The following is a 15,463-nucleotide window of genomic DNA, read 5'->3' as shown; positions in this document are numbered from 1 at the left end:
ATGTAGGCGCGAGCAAGCTCGCGCCTACAAAAAAGGGGCGTGGTCAGGCGAGAAACTTCAGGCGCTTGAGTTCGAAGTGTTCGATCACGTCGGCGGCCTTGGTCCGGAACGCCTGGATATGCGCACTCTGGTCGTGGTCGGCCAGGGCCGCGTCGTCGCTCCAGCGCTCGAGCATGTAGAAAGTCTCGGGATGTTGCAGATCCTGGTGCAGGTCGTACTGTTCACAACCGGCTTCCAGGCGCGTCGGTTCGAGCAGACCGCGCAGCAGGGTTTCCAGGGTGGCCTGTTGGCCGGGCTTGGCGATCAGCGTGGCGATGACGTTAAAGGCGGTGGACATATCAACTCCGGGTCGATAGGGAACGGGATGGCCAGATGATTGGCTATTTCCAGCGCAGATAAAAGCGGCTAAAACAAAGGTCTGTTTCAATAGAAAATTGATAATTGGTGGAAATGGATGCTGCGCTTTGATGATTTGCAGTTGTTTGTCCGGGCAGCGGACCTGGGCAGTCTGTCGGCGGCCGCGCGGGTGATGGACCTGTCCCCGGCGGTGGCCAGTGCTGCGTTGAAGCGCATAGAACAACAGCTGGGCGCGCGTTTGCTGGCACGCTCCACCCGCAGTCTGCGCTTGACGGCTGAAGGTGAGGGTTTTCTCACCTACGCCCGCGCCGCGTTGAGTTCATTGGATGAAGGGCGGCGCCTGCTGGCCAGTGGGCAGGACCATGTCAGCGGCATGCTGCAACTGTCGGCGCCTTCGGATTTCGGTCGCAATCAGTTGTTGCCCTGGCTGGATGATTTCCAGCGTGAATACCCGCAACTGAGCGTGCGCCTGTTGCTGGGGGATCGCATTGCCGACCTGTACCGTCAGCCAGTGGACATCGCCTTGCGTTATGGCGAACCCGAGGACTCCAGCCTGGTTGCGCTGCCCATCGCCCCGGAAAACGTCCGGGTGCTGTGCGCGGCGCCCAGTTATCTGGCCCGGCACGGCGAACCGCGGCATCTGGAGCAACTGGCCCAGCACAACTGCCTGCTCTATATGCTCGCTGACCGTGTACACGACCATTGGCGTTTTTATGACGGCAAGCGCGAGGTCAGCCTGACGGTTTCGGGCGATCGCGTCAGTGACGACGCCGACGTGGTGCGCCGCTGGGCGGTGGCGGGCGTCGGCATTGCCTACAAATCCTGGCTGGATGTGAGTACCGACGTCGTGGCCGGACGTCTGCGCTTGATCCTGCCGGAGCTGCGCGGTGAGCGTACACCGCTTAACCTGCTGTGCGCGCACCGTGCGCAGTTGAGCAAGCCCGTCAACTTGCTGCGCGAAATGCTCGTGTCCCGTTGTGCGACATTGACGGAGCAGTTGTCGGAGCGATTCGCTGTGAAGTAATGGCCTCCAGCAAAGCAGGACATTTCGCTCAAGTGCTGTCCGTATCCAGGCTGTAAGACGTCATGGAACCGGCTGTTTTGGCCCCTATACTTTGGCGCCAACCGCAGCAGAAAAACGGTTCAACGGGGAGTCGAAAGATGGAACAGGCACCATGTATCAGTCGTATCGCCAGCTTGCTTGCCGAGCCCAAGCGCACCGCAATGCTGTGGGCATTGATGGACGGTTCGGCGAAATCTTCAGAGGAGTTGGCGACGTTCGCCGGGCTGTCGCCGGCGTCGGCCAATGCCCATTTGGCGCGGTTGACCGGCAGCGGCCTGCTGCGGATCGAGGCGCGACGGGGTAAACGGCTGTTTCGCGTGGCGGCAGCCGATGTCAGTGCCGCCATCGATGCGCTGGCGACGACAACCATGGCGAGTGCGGCGCGCACTGCGCCGGATGTTCAGCATCCCGCGTTGCCGGCCCCGCTGCTGTTGCGTCGCGCCCGCGTGTGCCACGACCACCTCGGCGGTGAACTGGCGGCCGGGCTGTACCAACGGATGGCGCAGGCAGGGTGGATCCAGCGCTACGAACAACGTACAGAAGTGACGGTCAAGGGCACCCGGCATTTGGCGCAGCTGGGTATTTTCATCCAGGCATTCTCGTCGCCGTTGGTCTGTGACTGTTTCGACTGGAGCCACCAGCAACCGCATGTCGGCGGTGCGCTCGGCGCGGGGCTGTTGCGGCTGTTTTTGCAGTCGAACTGGGTGAGTGCCATCGGCGAGTCCCGGGCCTTGTCTGTCAGCGACGCCGGGCTTGTGCAAATCAACCGGTTGGCCGCAGTGCACGAGCGTCGCTCTTAGTTTCGGTCAGGTCGCATCCAGCAATCGCCAGGGCAGACGATGCCGCACACTCGGCCAGGGTTTTTCACACTTTGGGGGTGGGCATGGGAACTCAGGGCTATAGCGCAGCAGAGCGGCTGGAACGGTTGCCCATCAGTGGTTACCACCGAATCATCTTCATCATCATTGCCCTGGCGTTTTTCTTCGACTCCATGGACCTGGCGATGATGACGTTTCTATTGGGCTCGATCAAAGCCGAGTTCGGCCTGAGTACGGCCCAGGCCGGGTTGCTGGCCAGTTCGAGCTTTTTCGGCATGGTGGTCGGCGCTTCGCTCTCCGGAATGCTCGCCGATCGCTTCGGGCGCAAGCCGGTGTTTCAGTGGAGCATTGTGTTGTGGGGCGTTGCCAGTTACTTGTGCTCCACGGCGCAGACGGTCGAGACCCTGACGCTGTTTCGCATCTTGCTGGGCATTGGCATGGGCATGGAGTTTCCGATCGCACAGTCGATGTTGTCGGAGCTGATTCCGGCAAAGCGACGCGGGCGGTATATCGCGTTGATGGATGGTTTTTGGCCGCTGGGGTTTGTCGCTGCCGGGGTGCTGTCTTACTTCCTGCTGCCGGTGGTGGGTTGGCGCGACATCTTCCTGGTGCTGGCGGTGCCGGCGGTATGTGTGCTGGCGATCCGTTTTTTCATTCCGGAGTCGCCGCGCTGGCTGGAACAGGCCGGGCGCCACGAGGCGGCGGACAAGGTGCTGCTGGGCATCGAGCAAAAGGTGCGCGACTCCCTCGGGGTCGCCGACTTGCCGCAGCCTGTCGCCTTGTCGCGGGTGGCGAGTACGCCAGGCACGTTTTTCTCGGCCTTCCAGCAGTTGTGGTCGGCCCAGTACCGTCAACGCACCTTGATGATCTGGAGCGTGTGGTTCTTTGCCCTGCTCGGGTTCTACGGACTGACTTCGTGGTTGAGTGCGTTGCTGCAGCAGTCAGGCTTTGCCGTGACGCAATCGGTGTATTACACGGTGATCATTTCCCTGGGCGGGATACCCGGTTTCCTGATGGCGGCGTGGCTGGTCGAGCGCTGGGGACGTAAGCCGGTGTGCGTGGTGACGTTGCTGGGCGGCGGGGTGATGGCGTTTTTATATGGGCAGAGCGCGGTGTTCGGCGGCAACGTCGGGCTGCTGATTACGTCCGGCTTATTGATGCAGTTCTTTCTGTTTGGCATGTGGGCGGTGTTGTACACCTATACGCCGGAGCTGTATCCGACCTCGGCACGCGCAACGGGGTCCGGGTTTGCGTCGGCGATTGGTCGCGTGGGGTCGTTGCTGGGGCCTCTGGTCACCGGGCTGGTGTTTCCGATAACCGGGCAGGGCGGGGTGTTTGCCTTGGGCGCGTTGTGTTTTGCCGTGGCGGCGCTGGTGGTGTGGGTGTTTGGGATGGAGACCAAGGGCAAGACGCTGGAGGAGTTGTCCGAAGTCTGACAAACAATATCAAGCCCCTGTGGGAGGGGGCTTGCCACCCGATAGCGGTATATCAGTCAATACATGTCTGTCTGACAGACTGCAATCGGGGGCAAGCCCCCTCCCACATTTAGCCTACATTCATTCAGTAATTAGCGGTCAAGGCTTTACCAGTCGCGCATCCAGGCTGTTTTGCGCCAGGCGTTTGGCCTGGTCCTGGGTCATGCCCAGGGAGGTGTACAGCGCGTGGAAGTTCTCGGTGACATAACCGCCGAAGTAGGCCGGGTCGTCCGAGTTCACCGTGACCTTCACGCCACGCTCGAGCATGTCGAGGATGTTGTGCTGGGCCATGTCGTCGAAGACGCACAGCTTGGTGTTGGACAGTGGGCACACGGTCAGCGGGATCTGCTCGTCGATGATGCGTTGCATCAGGCGCTCGTCTTCGATGGCGCGCACGCCATGGTCGATGCGCTGGATTTTCAGCAGGTCGATCGCTTCCCAGATGTACTCGGGCGGGCCTTCTTCGCCGGCGTGGGCGACGGTCAGGAAGCCTTCGTGACGGGCACGGTCGAACACGCGCTGGAACTTGCTCGGCGGGTGACCCATCTCGGAACTGTCCAGGCCCACGGCGACGAACGCGTCACGGAACGGCAGCGCCTGGTCGAGGGTTTTCTCGGCTTCGGCTTCGCTCAGGTGACGCAGGAAACTGAGAATCAAGCCGCTGGTAATCCCCAGTTGCTGCTCGCCGTCCTTGAGCGCGGCAGCGATACCGTTGAGCACCACTTCGAAGGGCACACCCCGGTCGGTGTGGGTTTGCGGGTCGAAGAAGGGTTCGGTGTGAATCACGTTCTGGGCTTTGCAGCGCAGCAGGTAGGCCCAGGTCAGGTCGTAGAAATCCTGGGAGGTACGCAGCACATCGGCGCCCTTGTAATACAGGTCGAGAAACTCTTGCAGATTGTTGAAGGCGTAGGCCTTGCGCAGGGTTTCGACGTCGTTCCACGGCAACGCAATCTTGTTGCGTTCGGCCAGGGCGAACAGCAGCTCAGGCTCCAGCGAGCCCTCCAGGTGCAGGTGCAGTTCAGCCTTGGGCAGGGCGTTGAGCCAATCGTACATAGCTAAAATCTCATCAGGTGCAATGGCGGTATTCTACAGGCCATGGCTGAAATAATCGGCAAAACCTGACCAGCAGGAGAGTATTTGATTTATTTGCACAAGGGCGGCGTGAACTAAGGTGTAACGAAACGTTAGCGGCGTGGCGCAGTCTGTACCCCAACGATGACTGATTTGCCGTACTTAAAGGCCCCCTATGCTCACTTCCCTCAAGCAAGAAAAATTCATGCTGCTGGCGCTGATTGCCGCCATTGCCGCCTACCCGCTGGAACACTGGATGCTCCACAGCGGGCAGATAGTGGCGTTGCTCGCCGGCCTCGCCTTGATTGCGTTTATTGTGATGGCATCGATGCGCGTGGCCCACCATGCCGAACAACTGGCGGAAAAGGTCGGTGACCCCTACGGCACCATGATCCTGACCCTGGCGGCTGTGCTGGTGGAAGTGGTGATCCTGGCGATCATGATGAGCAACGAGCCTTCACCCACACTGGTGCGCGACACCATCTATTCGGCGGTAATGCTCGATATCAACGGCATTCTCGGCCTGGCCGCGCTGATGGGCGGCATCAAGCACGGCGAGCAGTCCTACAACGATGACTCAGCGCGCACCTACAGCGTGATGATTCTCACCGCGATGGGCGTGTCGATGGTGGTGCCGGAGTTTATCCCCGAGGCCGACTGGAAAATTTACTCGGCCTTCACCATCGGTGCGATGGTGGTGCTCTACACCTTGTTCCTGAGAATGCAGGTAGGTCCACACAGTTATTTCTTCAGCTACAGCTACCCGGAAAAACGCCGCAAGAAATCAACCGAGCAAGAGCACGCGCAGCCCGTGAACCTCGCGTTCTCGATCGGCACCCTGGTGTTTGGTGTGATAGTGATTGGTGCGTTGGCTGAGGTGATGTCCAAAACCCTCGACCTGGGCCTGGAGGGCACGGGCGCCCCGCCGGTCATCACCGCGATCGTCGTGGCGGCTATCTCCGCCGCGCCGGAAATTCTTACGGCACTGCGCGCCGCCTTGGCCAATCGCATGCAGTCGGTGGTGAACATCGCGCTGGGTGCGTCGCTGTCGACGGTGATTCTGACGGTGCCGGTGATGGAAGCCATGGCGCTTTACACCGGTCAGCCATTCCAGATGGCGATGACGCCGGTGCAGACGGTGATGGTGTTTATTACGCTGATTGTCAGTGCGATCAACCTCAATGATGGTGAAACCAATGCCATCGAGGGCATGACGCATTTCGTGCTGTTTGCGACCTTTATCATGCTGTCGCTGCTGGGGCTGTAAGCCGATTTCAAAAGCACTATAAACCAAGTGTGGGAGGGGGCTTGCCCCCGATAGCGGTGAGTCAGCCAGCTTACAGAGGACTGAAACACCGCCATCGGGGGCAAGCCCCCTCCCACATTTTCGACTGTATTCGGCTTAGGTTCCGGCGATCAGTTGGCGGGCTGCCTGGGTGTGATCGGCGATCAGGCCTTTCAGGTCGAGGCCCTCCACGTGTCCATCGATGACCCGCCATTGACCCGCAATCATCACCCGGTCCGCTCTATCGGCACCGCACAGCAGCAGCGCTGAAATCGGATCGTGGCTTCCGGAGAAGCGCAGTTCATCGAGTTTGAACAGCGCCAGATCAGCCTGTTTGCCTACAGCCAACTCTCCAATATCCGTACGGCCCAACAACTGCGCCGAGCCTTTGGTCGCCCAGCCCAACACACCTTCAGGGGTGATTTTTTCCGCGCCGTAACGCAAGCGCTGGATGTACAGGGCCTGGCGCGCCTCCAGGATCATGTTCGAGGCGTCGTTGGAAGCGGAACCGTCCACACCCAGGCCGATGGGGGCACCGGCAGCGAGCAGGTCGAGGGTGGGGCAGATACCGGAGGCCAGGCGCATATTCGAACTCGGGCAATGGCAGATGCCGGTGCCGGCAGCGCCCAGGCGTGCGATTTCATCCGGGTTGAAGTGAATGCCGTGGGCCAGCCAGGTGCGCGGGCCGAGCCAGCCGACGCTGTCGAGATAATCCACCGTGCGCAGGCCGAAACGCTGCAGGCAGAAGTCTTCCTCGTCGAGGGTTTCCGCCAGATGCGTGTGCAAGCGCACGTCGAGCGAGGTGGCCAGTTCGGCACTGGCGCGCATGATTTCGGGGGTGACGGAAAACGGCGAACAGGGCGCCAGGGCAATCTGGATCTGCGCGCCGTCGCCGCGCTCGTGGTATTCACGGATCAGGCGTTGGCTGTCGTCGAGGATCACTTGGCCCTGTTGCACGGTTTGCTGCGGCGGCAGGCCGCCATCGGCTTCGCCCAGGCTCATGGAGCCGCGGGTGAGCATGGCGCGCATACCCAGCTCGCGCACGCTCTCGACCTGCACATCAATCGCGTTTTCCAGGCCGTCGGGGAACAGGTAGTGGTGGTCCGCCGCCGTGGTGCAGCCCGAGAGCAGCAATTCCGCGAGGGCCACTTTCGACGCCAGGGCCAGTTTTTCCGGGGTCAGTCGGGCCCAGACCGGATACAGGGTTTTCAACCAGGGAAACAGCGGTTGGTTGACCACCGGCGCCCAGGCGCGGGTCAGGGTCTGGTAGAAATGGTGGTGCGTGTTGATCAGCCCGGGCAGGACGACATGCTCGCGGGCATCGAACATTTGCGCACAAGGCTGTGCAGGTGTTTGCCCTTGGGCCAGCACTTCGGTGATGACGCCGTCTTGCAGCACCAGGCCGCCACGGGCATCGAGACCATTGGCGGTGAAGATCGCGAGGGGGTTTTTTAACCAGATACGGGTCGCAGGCATTGGCCGGCTCCTCTGAATGATGGGTTCAGGTTTGCCAGCTCAGTGTTGCCCTGTCTGCTGATCCAGGGTCGCCGGGGAGGGCGAGGTGGCTAGATTACGTGTCGGTCCACGTGCAGGCAAGCGGACGCGGTCAGTGTGGGAGGGGGCTTGCCCCCGATAACGGTGGATCAGCCAATCTAAATATGACTGAAATACCGCCATCGGGGGCAAGCCCCCTCCCACAGGTTAATCGGTGTATCTACCAGGCGATGGTGTCGCCCTTGTAGTCCACAAAATGATGGCCGCCTTTGCCGGTGTAGGCATTTACCTGGTCCACCAGGCCACGCACGCTGGTCTCGACGTCGATGTGCGCATTTTCGCCACCCATGTCGGTTTTCACCCAGCCCGGGTGCAGCGATAACACCGTCGGCTTGTGCTCGCCCAGTTGGGTGATAAAGCTGTTGGTCATGGAGTTGAGCGCCGCCTTGCTGGCCTTGTACAGCGCCATGTCCGAACCGTCGGGAATGGTGACGCTGCCCAGCACCGAACTCATGAACGCCAGCACCCCGGTGTCCTTGCGAATCTGCCCGACAAAACGCTGGGCCAGGTTGATCGGGGCCACGGCGTTGGTGAAAAACAGTTGGCCGACTTCCGCCAGAGTCGCGTGGCCAGGCTCCTGGTTCGCGGGGCCCTTGACGCCGGCATTGACGAACAGCAAGTCGAAGGTACGGTCTTTGAGGCGTTGCGCCAGGGCGATCACGGCTTGCTGATCGTCCATGTCGAGTTTTTCGATCTGTACCGGGCCCACGGCTTTCAGGGCGTCGGCCTTGTTCGGGTCACGCACGGTGGCGGTCACGTCCCAGCCGTCCTGGAGCAGTTGCTTGACCAGGCCGAGGCCCAGCCCGCGCGAGGCGCCGATGATCAGTGCGGTTTTTGACGTAGACATGAAAAGCTTCCTTTGGAGTCGCGGTTCAGGGAATTGCAGTGAGCAACAGTAGCAGTTTCAGCGTTGCAGCAGGATACGCCCCCGGCTCAGGTCGGCGAGCTGGGTTTGCAAGGTGTCGATGTGGGCTTCGCCCAGGGCCAGTTGCAACTCCACGCCGTTGGCGGTGAAGGTTTCTTCCACGACCAGCCCGTCCAGTTCGGCAACGCGCAGCTTCAGCAGGTTCAATTCGGAGAAGCCGCAGGCGCACCTCAGCGGTACACGACTGATCAGCTCGATGCGCTCGGCATTCTGCAGGCATTTATTCGCGCCGCCGCCGTAGGCACGGGCGAGACCACCGGTGCCCAGTTGAATCCCGCCGTACCAGCGAATCACCAGCACGACGACTTGATCAAATCCCTGCGCCTCGATGGCCGCCAGGATCGGCCGTCCGGCGGTGCCGCCGGGTTCGCCGTCGTCGTTGCTGCGGTATTGGTCGGCCAGTTTCCAGGCCCAGCAGTTGTGCGTCGCGTTAAGGTCGCTGTGCTGCTCGATAAATACCTGGGCGTCGTGCGCGCTGGTAATCGGCGCCGCCAGGGTGATAAAGCGGCTTTTGCGTATTTCTTCACGAAATTCGCAAAAGCCTGTCAGCGTGAATGGCATAAGTCGCTTCGTTCAGGAGGCCGGCTTGATGCCGCAGCCTTTGAGAATGATATGGATCAGATTGGTGCCGGCGTCCTCCATATCCTGCTTGGTCAGCTTGGTGCGACCGGTGACGCGGCAGATCTGCGTGGCGAAGTCGGCATAGTGCTGGGTGCTGCCCCATAGCAGGAAGATCAGGTGCACCGGGTCGATGGGGTCCATCTTGCCGGCATCGATCCAGGCCTGGAACACGGCTGCACGGCCGCTGAACCAGGCACGGTAGTCCTGGCTGAAATATTCGGTGAGGCATTCGCCGCCGCTGATGATCTCCATGGCGAAGATCCGTGAGGCCTGTGGCTGGCGTCGCGAGAATTCCATCTTGGTGCGGATGTACCGGGAGAGGGCCACGGCCGGATCGTCTTCGGCGGTCAGCGCGTTGAACGTGCTGTCCCACAATTCCAGGATATTGCTGAGCACCGCAATGTACAGGCCCAGTTTGTTGGTGAAGTAATAGTGCAAGTTGGCTTTGGGCAGCCCGGCACTGGCCGCGATGGTGTTCATGCTGGTGCCCTTGTAGCCATGGCGCGCGAATTCATCCTCAGCAGCCTGGAGAATCGCTTGTTCGTTCTTTTGCCGAATGCGGCTGGCGGGTTTACCGGCGTGGTTGCTGTGGGCAGGAACTTCGAGGCTCATGGAGGTTTCCGTGCTGATCGATGGAGGCGACGTGTGCACAGATACCCCACCCTCAAGCCTCAGACAAGTGTTGATGCAATAAAACCGTCAAAGCGATTCCAGGGAGTCGCTTTCGGGCGTGTGGTTTGCTACGGCGTGGGCGGTTTTGGCCTCGGGTAACAGCAGGCACAGCACAATGGCGGTGAGGCCGCCGCTGGTGATAGCGGAGTCAAACAGGTTCTGCACCAGGGTTGGCATCAAGTGCAGCAGGTTGGGCTGGGCGGCGATGCCCAGGCCGACACCGAAGGAGGTGGCGATGATCAGCATGCTGCGTCGGTCCAGCGGCGCCTGGGCCAGGATGCGCACCCCGGCTGCGGCGACGCTGCCGAACATGACCAGGGTCGCACCGCCCAGCACCGGTTTGGGGATTTGCTGCAACACCGCGCCGATCATGGGAAACAACCCAAGGCATACCAACACTACGCCGATGTACAAGCCGACATAGCGGCTGGCCACACCGGTGAGTTGGATCACACCATTGTTTTGCGCGAAGGTGGTATTGGGGAAGGCGCTGAACGTGGCGGCAATCATGCAACTGACGCCATCGCCCAGCACGCCGCCTTTGAGTCGGCTTATATAAGACGCACCGCTGATGGGTTGGCGGGCGATCATGCAATTGGCAGTGAGGTCTCCGACGGTTTCGATGCTGCTGATCAGATAAATCAGCGCGATTGGCAGGAAGGCGCTCCAGTCGAAGTTGAAACCAAAGCGAAACGGCACGGGCAGGCTGAGCAGAGGCACGTCGGGCAATGCTTGGGGCACCAGCTTGCCACTGGACCAGGCGGCAAGGCTGCCGAGGGCCAGGCCGATGATGATGGCCGAGAGGCGTACCCAAGGCGTGTTCGAGCGGTTGAGCAGGATGATCGTCAGCACCACGAACAGGCCCAGGGCCAGGTTGATGGGGGCGCCGAAGTCGGCGGCGTTGAACCCGCCGCCGAGATCGGTGATGCCGACTTTTATCAGGCTGATGCCGATCAGCGTAATCACGATCCCGGTCACCAGGGGCGTGATGACCCGGCGCAGTTGGCCGATAAAACGGCTCAGCACGATTTGCACCAGGGCGCCGAAAAAGCACACGCCGAAAATCATCGCCAGGATGTCCTCAGGGCTGCCGCCGCGTTGCTTGACCAGGAAACCGGCGGACAGCACCGCGCCCAGGAACGCAAAGCTGGTGCCTTGCAGGCAAATCATCCCGGCGCCGATACCGAACGGCCTGCGCGCCTGGATGAACGTGCCGACGCCGGAGACCATCAGCGCCATGCTGATCAGGTAGGGCAGGTGCGCGGTGAGTCCCAGGGTGGAACCGATGATCAAGGGCGGCGTGATGATACCGACAAACGCGGCCAGCACATGTTGCAGGGCGGCCAGCAGGGCGGGCAGTGGTTTGGGGCGATCATCGAGGCCGTAGAGCAAGTCGTTGGGGCAGGAGGATTCTGGTGGCATGGCGGGTCAACTCGCGGCGGACGGTTCAAGGTCCTTGTGCCTTGCAAAAAACTGTCCACCTGCTCAACTTTTTGTGCGAGGCCCTGTTAGCGGGTTGCCGCCAGGCTTTCCAGAAAACTTTCCAGCACCAAATGGGGGCGACGGCCCTTGCGCGTGACCGATGCCAGGCTCAAATCGTAAAACCGTGTCGCCGGTTTCAGCGCGCGCAGCCGGCCTTGTTGCACCCAGAGGCTGGCGTAATGGTCGGGCAGATAGCCGATATAGCGCCCGGTGAGGATCAGGAACGCCATGCCCTCTCGGTCCGAGGCGCTGGCGGTGCACGTGAGCGCCTGGTAATGGGCCTGGATCTCGGCGGGCAAGCGGAAGGTGGGGGCGATGGCGTCCTGGCTGTCGAGACGCGCATCGTCCAGTTGCTTGTCGTCGGCATAAAACAGTGGATGGCCGACCGCGCAATAAAGCAGCGAGCGCTCGCTGTACAGCGGTTGGTATTCCAGGCCGGACAACGCGCTGGCCTGGGGCACCACGCCGACATGCAGACGGCCGTCGAGGACACCTTGCTCGACTTCACTGGGGGCGATCATGCGGATTTGAATTTGCACATCCGGGCCACGTTCCTTCAATTGCGCCAGGGCGTGGGTGATGCGCATATGGGGCAGGGTGACGAGGTTATCGGTGAGACCGATGATCAGCTCTCCGCGCAGGTGCTGGTGCAGGCCATTGACTTCGGTGCGAAAACTTTCCAGGGCGCTCAACAGTTGCAACGCCGACTGATAAACCTCGCGGCCTTCTTCCGTCAGCGAGAACCCCGCGCGGCCGCGTTGACAGAGCCTCAGCCCGAGGCGTTGTTCCAGGTCGCTCATTTGCTGGCTGATGGCCGAGCGACCAATCCCCAGTACGGTTTCCGCAGCCGAAAAGCCACCACACTCCACCACGCTGCGAAAGATGCGCAGCAGGCGGATATCAAAGTCGCTGACCTGGGCCAGGGGGTCGGGGCGACGGCTGTTCATAGTTTAGTGAAGTCCTGACTGAAGGTTAGAAAAGTTGGATTTCACCGACTTTATCCCCGTGGCAATTTAGCCGCAACCACGCTCTTTCAATCCCGACGCTGCCTTTTGCCTTGCGAGGTTTTGCTGATGAACATGCCGGAAAACGCCCCATCATCCCTGGCCAGCCAACTCAAGCTGGATGCTCACTGGATGCCTTATACCGCCAACCGTAACTTTCAGCGCGATCCGCGTCTGATCGTGGCCGCCGAAGGCAGTTGGTTGACCGATGACAAGGGGCGCAAGGTCTATGACTCGCTGTCGGGCCTGTGGACCTGCGGCGCCGGGCATACGCGCAAGGAAATCCAGGAAGCGGTGGCCCGGCAGTTGGGCACCCTGGACTACTCTCCGGGCTTCCAATACGGTCATCCGTTGTCCTTTCAACTGGCGGAAAAGATTACCGATCTGACCCCTGGCAACCTCAACCATGTGTTCTTCACTGACTCCGGCTCCGAGTGCGCCGATACCGCGGTGAAGATGGTGCGCGCCTATTGGCGCCTGAAGGGCCAGGCCACCAAGACCAAGATGATCGGCCGCGCCCGTGGGTATCACGGGGTGAACATTGCCGGCACCAGTCTCGGTGGCGTCAACGGTAACCGTAAGCTGTTTGGTCAGGCAATGATGGATGTTGACCACCTACCGCATACGTTGCTGGCGAGTAATGCCTTCTCCCGTGGCATGCCGGAACAGGGCGGTATCGCGCTGGCCGATGAGCTGCTCAAGCTGATCGAATTACATGACGCGTCGAACATCGCTGCGGTATTTGTCGAACCAATGGCCGGTTCCGCAGGCGTGTTGGTACCGCCGCAGGGCTACCTCAAGCGCCTGCGCGAGATTTGCGATCAACACAACATCCTGTTGGTATTCGACGAAGTGATCACCGGTTTCGGCCGCACCGGTTCGATGTTCGGCGCCGACAGCTTTGGCGTGACCCCGGACTTGATGTGCATCGCCAAGCAAGTCACCAACGGCGCCATTCCAATGGGCGCGGTGATTGCCAGCAGCGAGATCTATCACACCTTCATGAACCAGGCGACGCCTGAGTACGCAGTGGAATTCCCCCACGGTTACACCTACTCGGCGCACCCGGTGGCCTGCGCGGCCGGCCTTGCGGCACTGGACCTGCTGCAGAAGGAAAACCTCGTGCAGAGCGTAGCCGACGTCGCACCGCACTTTGAGAATGCGCTGCATGGCTTGAAGGGCAGCAAGAACGTTATTGATATTCGTAATTACGGCCTGGCCGGAGCCATCCAGATTGCCCCGCGTGACGGTGATGCCATCGTGCGTCCGTTCGAGGCCGGCATGGCGCTGTGGAAAGCCGGTTTCTACGTGCGCTTTGGCGGTGACACCCTGCAGTTCGGGCCAACCTTCAACAGCAAGCCGCAGGACCTGGATCGCCTGTTCGACGCGGTCGGTGAAGTGCTGAACAAGATCGACTGATTTCTCCTTCTATATAGAACAACTTTTCAGGAGCCCTGCATGAGCCTTATCCAGCATTTGATCAACGGTGAATTGGTCAATGACAGCGGTCGTAGTGCCGATGTGTATAACCCGTCCACCGGCCAGGTCATTCACCAGGTGCCATTGGCCAGTCGCGAAACCATTCAACAGGCGATCGACTCGGCCAAGGCGGCGTTCCCGGCCTGGCGTAATACGCCTGCGGCCAAGCGTGCGCAGGTGATGTTTCGTTTCAAGCAGTTGCTGGAGCAGAACGAAGCGCGTATCTCGCAGCTGATTAGCGAAGAACACGGCAAAACGTTGGAGGATGCCGCCGGTGAGTTGAAGCGCGGGATCGAGAACGTAGAGTACGCGTGCTCGGCGCCGGAGATTCTCAAGGGCGAATACAGCCGCAACGTGGGCCCGAACATTGATGCCTGGTCGGATTTCCAGCCGCTGGGCGTAGTGGCGGGTATTACGCCTTTCAACTTCCCGGCAATGGTGCCGTTGTGGATGTATCCACTGGCGATTGTGTGCGGTAACTGTTTCATCCTCAAACCGTCGGAGCGTGACCCGAGTTCGACGTTGCTGATCGCGCAATTGTTGCAGGAAGCGGGTCTGCCTAAAGGCGTGCTGAGCGTGGTGCAGGGTGACAAGGGCGCGGTGGACGCATTGATCGAGGCGCCCGAGGTAAAAGCGCTGAGCTTTGTAGGATCGACGCCGATTGCCGAGTACATCTATTGCGAAGCGACCAAGCGCGGCAAGCGCGTGCAGGCACTGGGTGGCGCGAAGAACCACGCGGTGCTGATGCCGGACGCTGACCTGGATAACGCAGTCAGCGCCTTGATGGGCGCGGCGTATGGTTCCTGCGGTGAACGCTGCATGGCGATCTCGGTGGCAGTGTGTGTGGGGGACCAGGTAGCGGATGCGTTGATTGCCAAGCTGGTGCCGCAGGTCAAGGCGCTGAAGATCGGTGCGGGCACGACTTGCGGTCTGGATATGGGGCCGTTGGTGACGGGGCAGGCGCGGGATAAGGTCAGCGGCTATATAGAAGAGGGGGTGTCGGCGGGAGCCGAGTTGGTTGTTGACGGTCGTGGCTTGAGCGTCGCCGGGCATGAAGAAGGGTTCTTTCTCGGTGGCAGCCTGTTTGATCGCGTGACCCCCGAGATGCGTATCTATAAAGAAGAGATCTTCGGGCCGGTGTTGTGCGTGGTGCGTGTGGCTAGCCTGGAAGCTGCGATGCAGTTGATCAACGACCATGAGTACGGCAACGGTACCTGCATCTTCACCCGTGACGGTGAGGCGGCGCGTCTGTTCTGTGATGAGATCGAAGTGGGCATGGTGGGGGTCAACGTTCCTCTGCCGGTGCCTGTGGCTTATCACAGCTTTGGTGGCTGGAAGCGGTCGCTGTTTGGCGACTTGCACGCCTATGGGCCGGATGGGGTGCGCTTCTATACCCGTCGCAAGGCGATCACCCAGCGTTGGCCGCAGCGGGCCAGTCATGAAGCCTCGCAGTTTGCTTTTCCCAGCTTGTAAAGCGGGGTAAGTGAAAGGCCGGCCCCTTTGGGGCCGGCCTTTGCGTTTCCGGGCTTTTTTGACTTATATGACAGAAATGTGAAAAAGAAGGTTGACGGCAGATTCTGTGCGCCTATAATTCGCCCCACTTCCGACGCAGTCGAAACGGAAAACTCCTTGGTAAACAATGAGTTAAGTAGTTTTC

General features: G+C 60.7%; 15 protein-coding genes. 6 read left to right on the top strand and 9 right to left on the bottom strand.

All coding sequences use genetic code 11. From position 1 onward, the window contains the following. Positions 1-43: 43 nt before the first annotated feature. Positions 44-337 (bottom strand): putative quinol monooxygenase, encoded by a 294-nt coding sequence (locus BFQ04_RS14410; RefSeq protein ID WP_065886502.1) that lies wholly within the window; start codon positions 335-337, stop codon positions 44-46. Between the two features lie 117 nt (positions 338-454). On the opposite strand from BFQ04_RS14410, the gene BFQ04_RS14405 reads away from it, so the two are divergent. The 3 genes from BFQ04_RS14405 to BFQ04_RS14395 all read left to right on the top strand — a co-directional run bounded on the left by BFQ04_RS14405 (position 455) and on the right by BFQ04_RS14395 (position 3,674). Beyond that, positions 455-1,381: a LysR family transcriptional regulator gene (locus BFQ04_RS14405; protein ID WP_065951403.1), complete on the top strand. Its 927-nt coding sequence runs from the start codon at positions 455-457 to the stop codon at positions 1,379-1,381. A gap of 137 nt (positions 1,382-1,518) precedes the next feature. Beyond that, positions 1,519-2,220, top strand: coding sequence for an ArsR/SmtB family transcription factor (locus BFQ04_RS14400; RefSeq protein WP_065951402.1), 702 nt, complete (start codon positions 1,519-1,521; stop codon positions 2,218-2,220). An 83-nt stretch (positions 2,221-2,303) separates the two neighbouring features. Next, complete coding sequence (locus BFQ04_RS14395) at positions 2,304-3,674, top strand: MFS transporter (RefSeq protein ID WP_065951401.1); 1,371 nt, start codon at positions 2,304-2,306, stop codon at positions 3,672-3,674. 138 nt (positions 3,675-3,812) lie between these two features. Here BFQ04_RS14395 and BFQ04_RS14390 read toward each other — a convergent pair whose 3' ends face one another. Further along, on the bottom strand, positions 3,813-4,766 hold the full coding sequence (locus BFQ04_RS14390) for an adenosine deaminase (RefSeq protein ID WP_043051475.1): 954 nt from the start codon (positions 4,764-4,766) through the stop codon (positions 3,813-3,815). 193 nt (positions 4,767-4,959) lie between these two features. On the opposite strand from BFQ04_RS14390, the gene BFQ04_RS14385 reads away from it, so the two are divergent. Continuing rightward, complete coding sequence (locus BFQ04_RS14385; protein ID WP_065951400.1) at positions 4,960-6,051, top strand: calcium:proton antiporter; 1,092 nt, start codon at positions 4,960-4,962, stop codon at positions 6,049-6,051. A gap of 135 nt (positions 6,052-6,186) precedes the next feature. Here BFQ04_RS14385 and BFQ04_RS14380 read toward each other — a convergent pair whose 3' ends face one another. The 6 genes from BFQ04_RS14380 to BFQ04_RS14355 all read right to left on the bottom strand — a co-directional run bounded on the left by BFQ04_RS14380 (position 6,187) and on the right by BFQ04_RS14355 (position 12,270). Then, positions 6,187-7,545, bottom strand: coding sequence for an 8-oxoguanine deaminase (locus BFQ04_RS14380; RefSeq protein ID WP_065951399.1), 1,359 nt, complete (start codon positions 7,543-7,545; stop codon positions 6,187-6,189). 238 nt (positions 7,546-7,783) lie between these two features. Next, the gene (locus BFQ04_RS14375; RefSeq protein WP_065951398.1) at positions 7,784-8,470 is read right to left on the bottom strand and encodes an SDR family oxidoreductase; all 687 of its coding nucleotides are present in this window, start codon (positions 8,468-8,470) and stop codon (positions 7,784-7,786) included. A 57-nt stretch (positions 8,471-8,527) separates the two neighbouring features. Continuing rightward, a complete protein-coding gene (locus tag BFQ04_RS14370; RefSeq protein ID WP_065951397.1) occupies positions 8,528-9,109 on the bottom strand; it encodes an IMPACT family protein in 582 nt (193 codons plus the stop codon). 12 nt (positions 9,110-9,121) lie between these two features. Continuing rightward, positions 9,122-9,781 (bottom strand): TetR/AcrR family transcriptional regulator, encoded by a 660-nt coding sequence (locus BFQ04_RS14365; RefSeq protein ID WP_065951396.1) that lies wholly within the window; start codon positions 9,779-9,781, stop codon positions 9,122-9,124. A gap of 87 nt (positions 9,782-9,868) precedes the next feature. Then, entirely contained in the window at positions 9,869-11,263 is a 1,395-nt protein-coding gene (locus tag BFQ04_RS14360; RefSeq protein WP_065951395.1) for a uracil-xanthine permease family protein, read from the bottom strand. Between the two features lie 86 nt (positions 11,264-11,349). Further along, complete coding sequence (locus BFQ04_RS14355; RefSeq protein WP_065951394.1) at positions 11,350-12,270, bottom strand: LysR family transcriptional regulator; 921 nt, start codon at positions 12,268-12,270, stop codon at positions 11,350-11,352. A 126-nt stretch (positions 12,271-12,396) separates the two neighbouring features. Between BFQ04_RS14355 and BFQ04_RS14350 the strand changes: the two genes are divergently transcribed. Then, positions 12,397-13,746: an aspartate aminotransferase family protein gene (locus BFQ04_RS14350; RefSeq protein WP_065951393.1), complete on the top strand. Its 1,350-nt coding sequence runs from the start codon at positions 12,397-12,399 to the stop codon at positions 13,744-13,746. A gap of 39 nt (positions 13,747-13,785) precedes the next feature. Further along, positions 13,786-15,279 carry a CoA-acylating methylmalonate-semialdehyde dehydrogenase gene (locus BFQ04_RS14345; protein WP_065951392.1) on the top strand — a complete coding sequence of 498 codons (1,494 nt, stop codon included), beginning with the start codon at positions 13,786-13,788 and terminating at the stop codon, positions 15,277-15,279. On the opposite strand, the gene BFQ04_RS29840 is transcribed toward BFQ04_RS14345, so the two are convergent. Beyond that, the coding region (locus BFQ04_RS29840; RefSeq protein WP_218187762.1) for a hypothetical protein at positions 15,243-15,463 on the bottom strand (221 nt) is incomplete at its 5' end. The genes BFQ04_RS14345 and BFQ04_RS29840 overlap by 37 nt on opposite strands.

Origin of the sequence: Pseudomonas sp. 37 R 15 (genome assembly GCF_900004865.1) — a bacterium.
Taxonomy (GTDB): Bacteria; Pseudomonadota; Gammaproteobacteria; order Pseudomonadales; family Pseudomonadaceae; genus Aquipseudomonas; species Aquipseudomonas fluorescens_AM.
This window is presented reverse-complemented; position numbering and strand designations above follow the sequence as displayed.

Bases quoted from the DNA above. Each gene is read 5' to 3' on its own strand.
- BFQ04_RS14410 (WP_065886502.1), bottom strand. From the start codon at position 337: ATGTCCACCGCCTTTAACGTCATCGCCACGCTGATCGCCAAGCCCGGC.
- BFQ04_RS14405 (WP_065951403.1), top strand. From the start codon at position 455: ATGCTGCGCTTTGATGATTTGCAGTTGTTTGTCCGGGCAGCGGACCTG.
- BFQ04_RS14400 (WP_065951402.1), top strand. From the start codon at position 1,519: ATGGAACAGGCACCATGTATCAGTCGTATCGCCAGCTTGCTTGCCGAG.
- BFQ04_RS14395 (WP_065951401.1), top strand. From the start codon at position 2,304: ATGGGAACTCAGGGCTATAGCGCAGCAGAGCGGCTGGAACGGTTGCCC.
- BFQ04_RS14390 (WP_043051475.1), bottom strand. From the start codon at position 4,766: ATGTACGATTGGCTCAACGCCCTGCCCAAGGCTGAACTGCACCTGCAC.
- BFQ04_RS14385 (WP_065951400.1), top strand. From the start codon at position 4,960: ATGCTCACTTCCCTCAAGCAAGAAAAATTCATGCTGCTGGCGCTGATT.
- BFQ04_RS14380 (WP_065951399.1), bottom strand. From the start codon at position 7,545: ATGCCTGCGACCCGTATCTGGTTAAAAAACCCCCTCGCGATCTTCACC.
- BFQ04_RS14375 (WP_065951398.1), bottom strand. From the start codon at position 8,470: ATGTCTACGTCAAAAACCGCACTGATCATCGGCGCCTCGCGCGGGCTG.
- BFQ04_RS14370 (WP_065951397.1), bottom strand. From the start codon at position 9,109: ATGCCATTCACGCTGACAGGCTTTTGCGAATTTCGTGAAGAAATACGC.
- BFQ04_RS14365 (WP_065951396.1), bottom strand. From the start codon at position 9,781: ATGAGCCTCGAAGTTCCTGCCCACAGCAACCACGCCGGTAAACCCGCC.
- BFQ04_RS14360 (WP_065951395.1), bottom strand. From the start codon at position 11,263: ATGCCACCAGAATCCTCCTGCCCCAACGACTTGCTCTACGGCCTCGAT.
- BFQ04_RS14355 (WP_065951394.1), bottom strand. From the start codon at position 12,270: ATGAACAGCCGTCGCCCCGACCCCCTGGCCCAGGTCAGCGACTTTGAT.
- BFQ04_RS14350 (WP_065951393.1), top strand. From the start codon at position 12,397: ATGAACATGCCGGAAAACGCCCCATCATCCCTGGCCAGCCAACTCAAG.
- BFQ04_RS14345 (WP_065951392.1), top strand. From the start codon at position 13,786: ATGAGCCTTATCCAGCATTTGATCAACGGTGAATTGGTCAATGACAGC.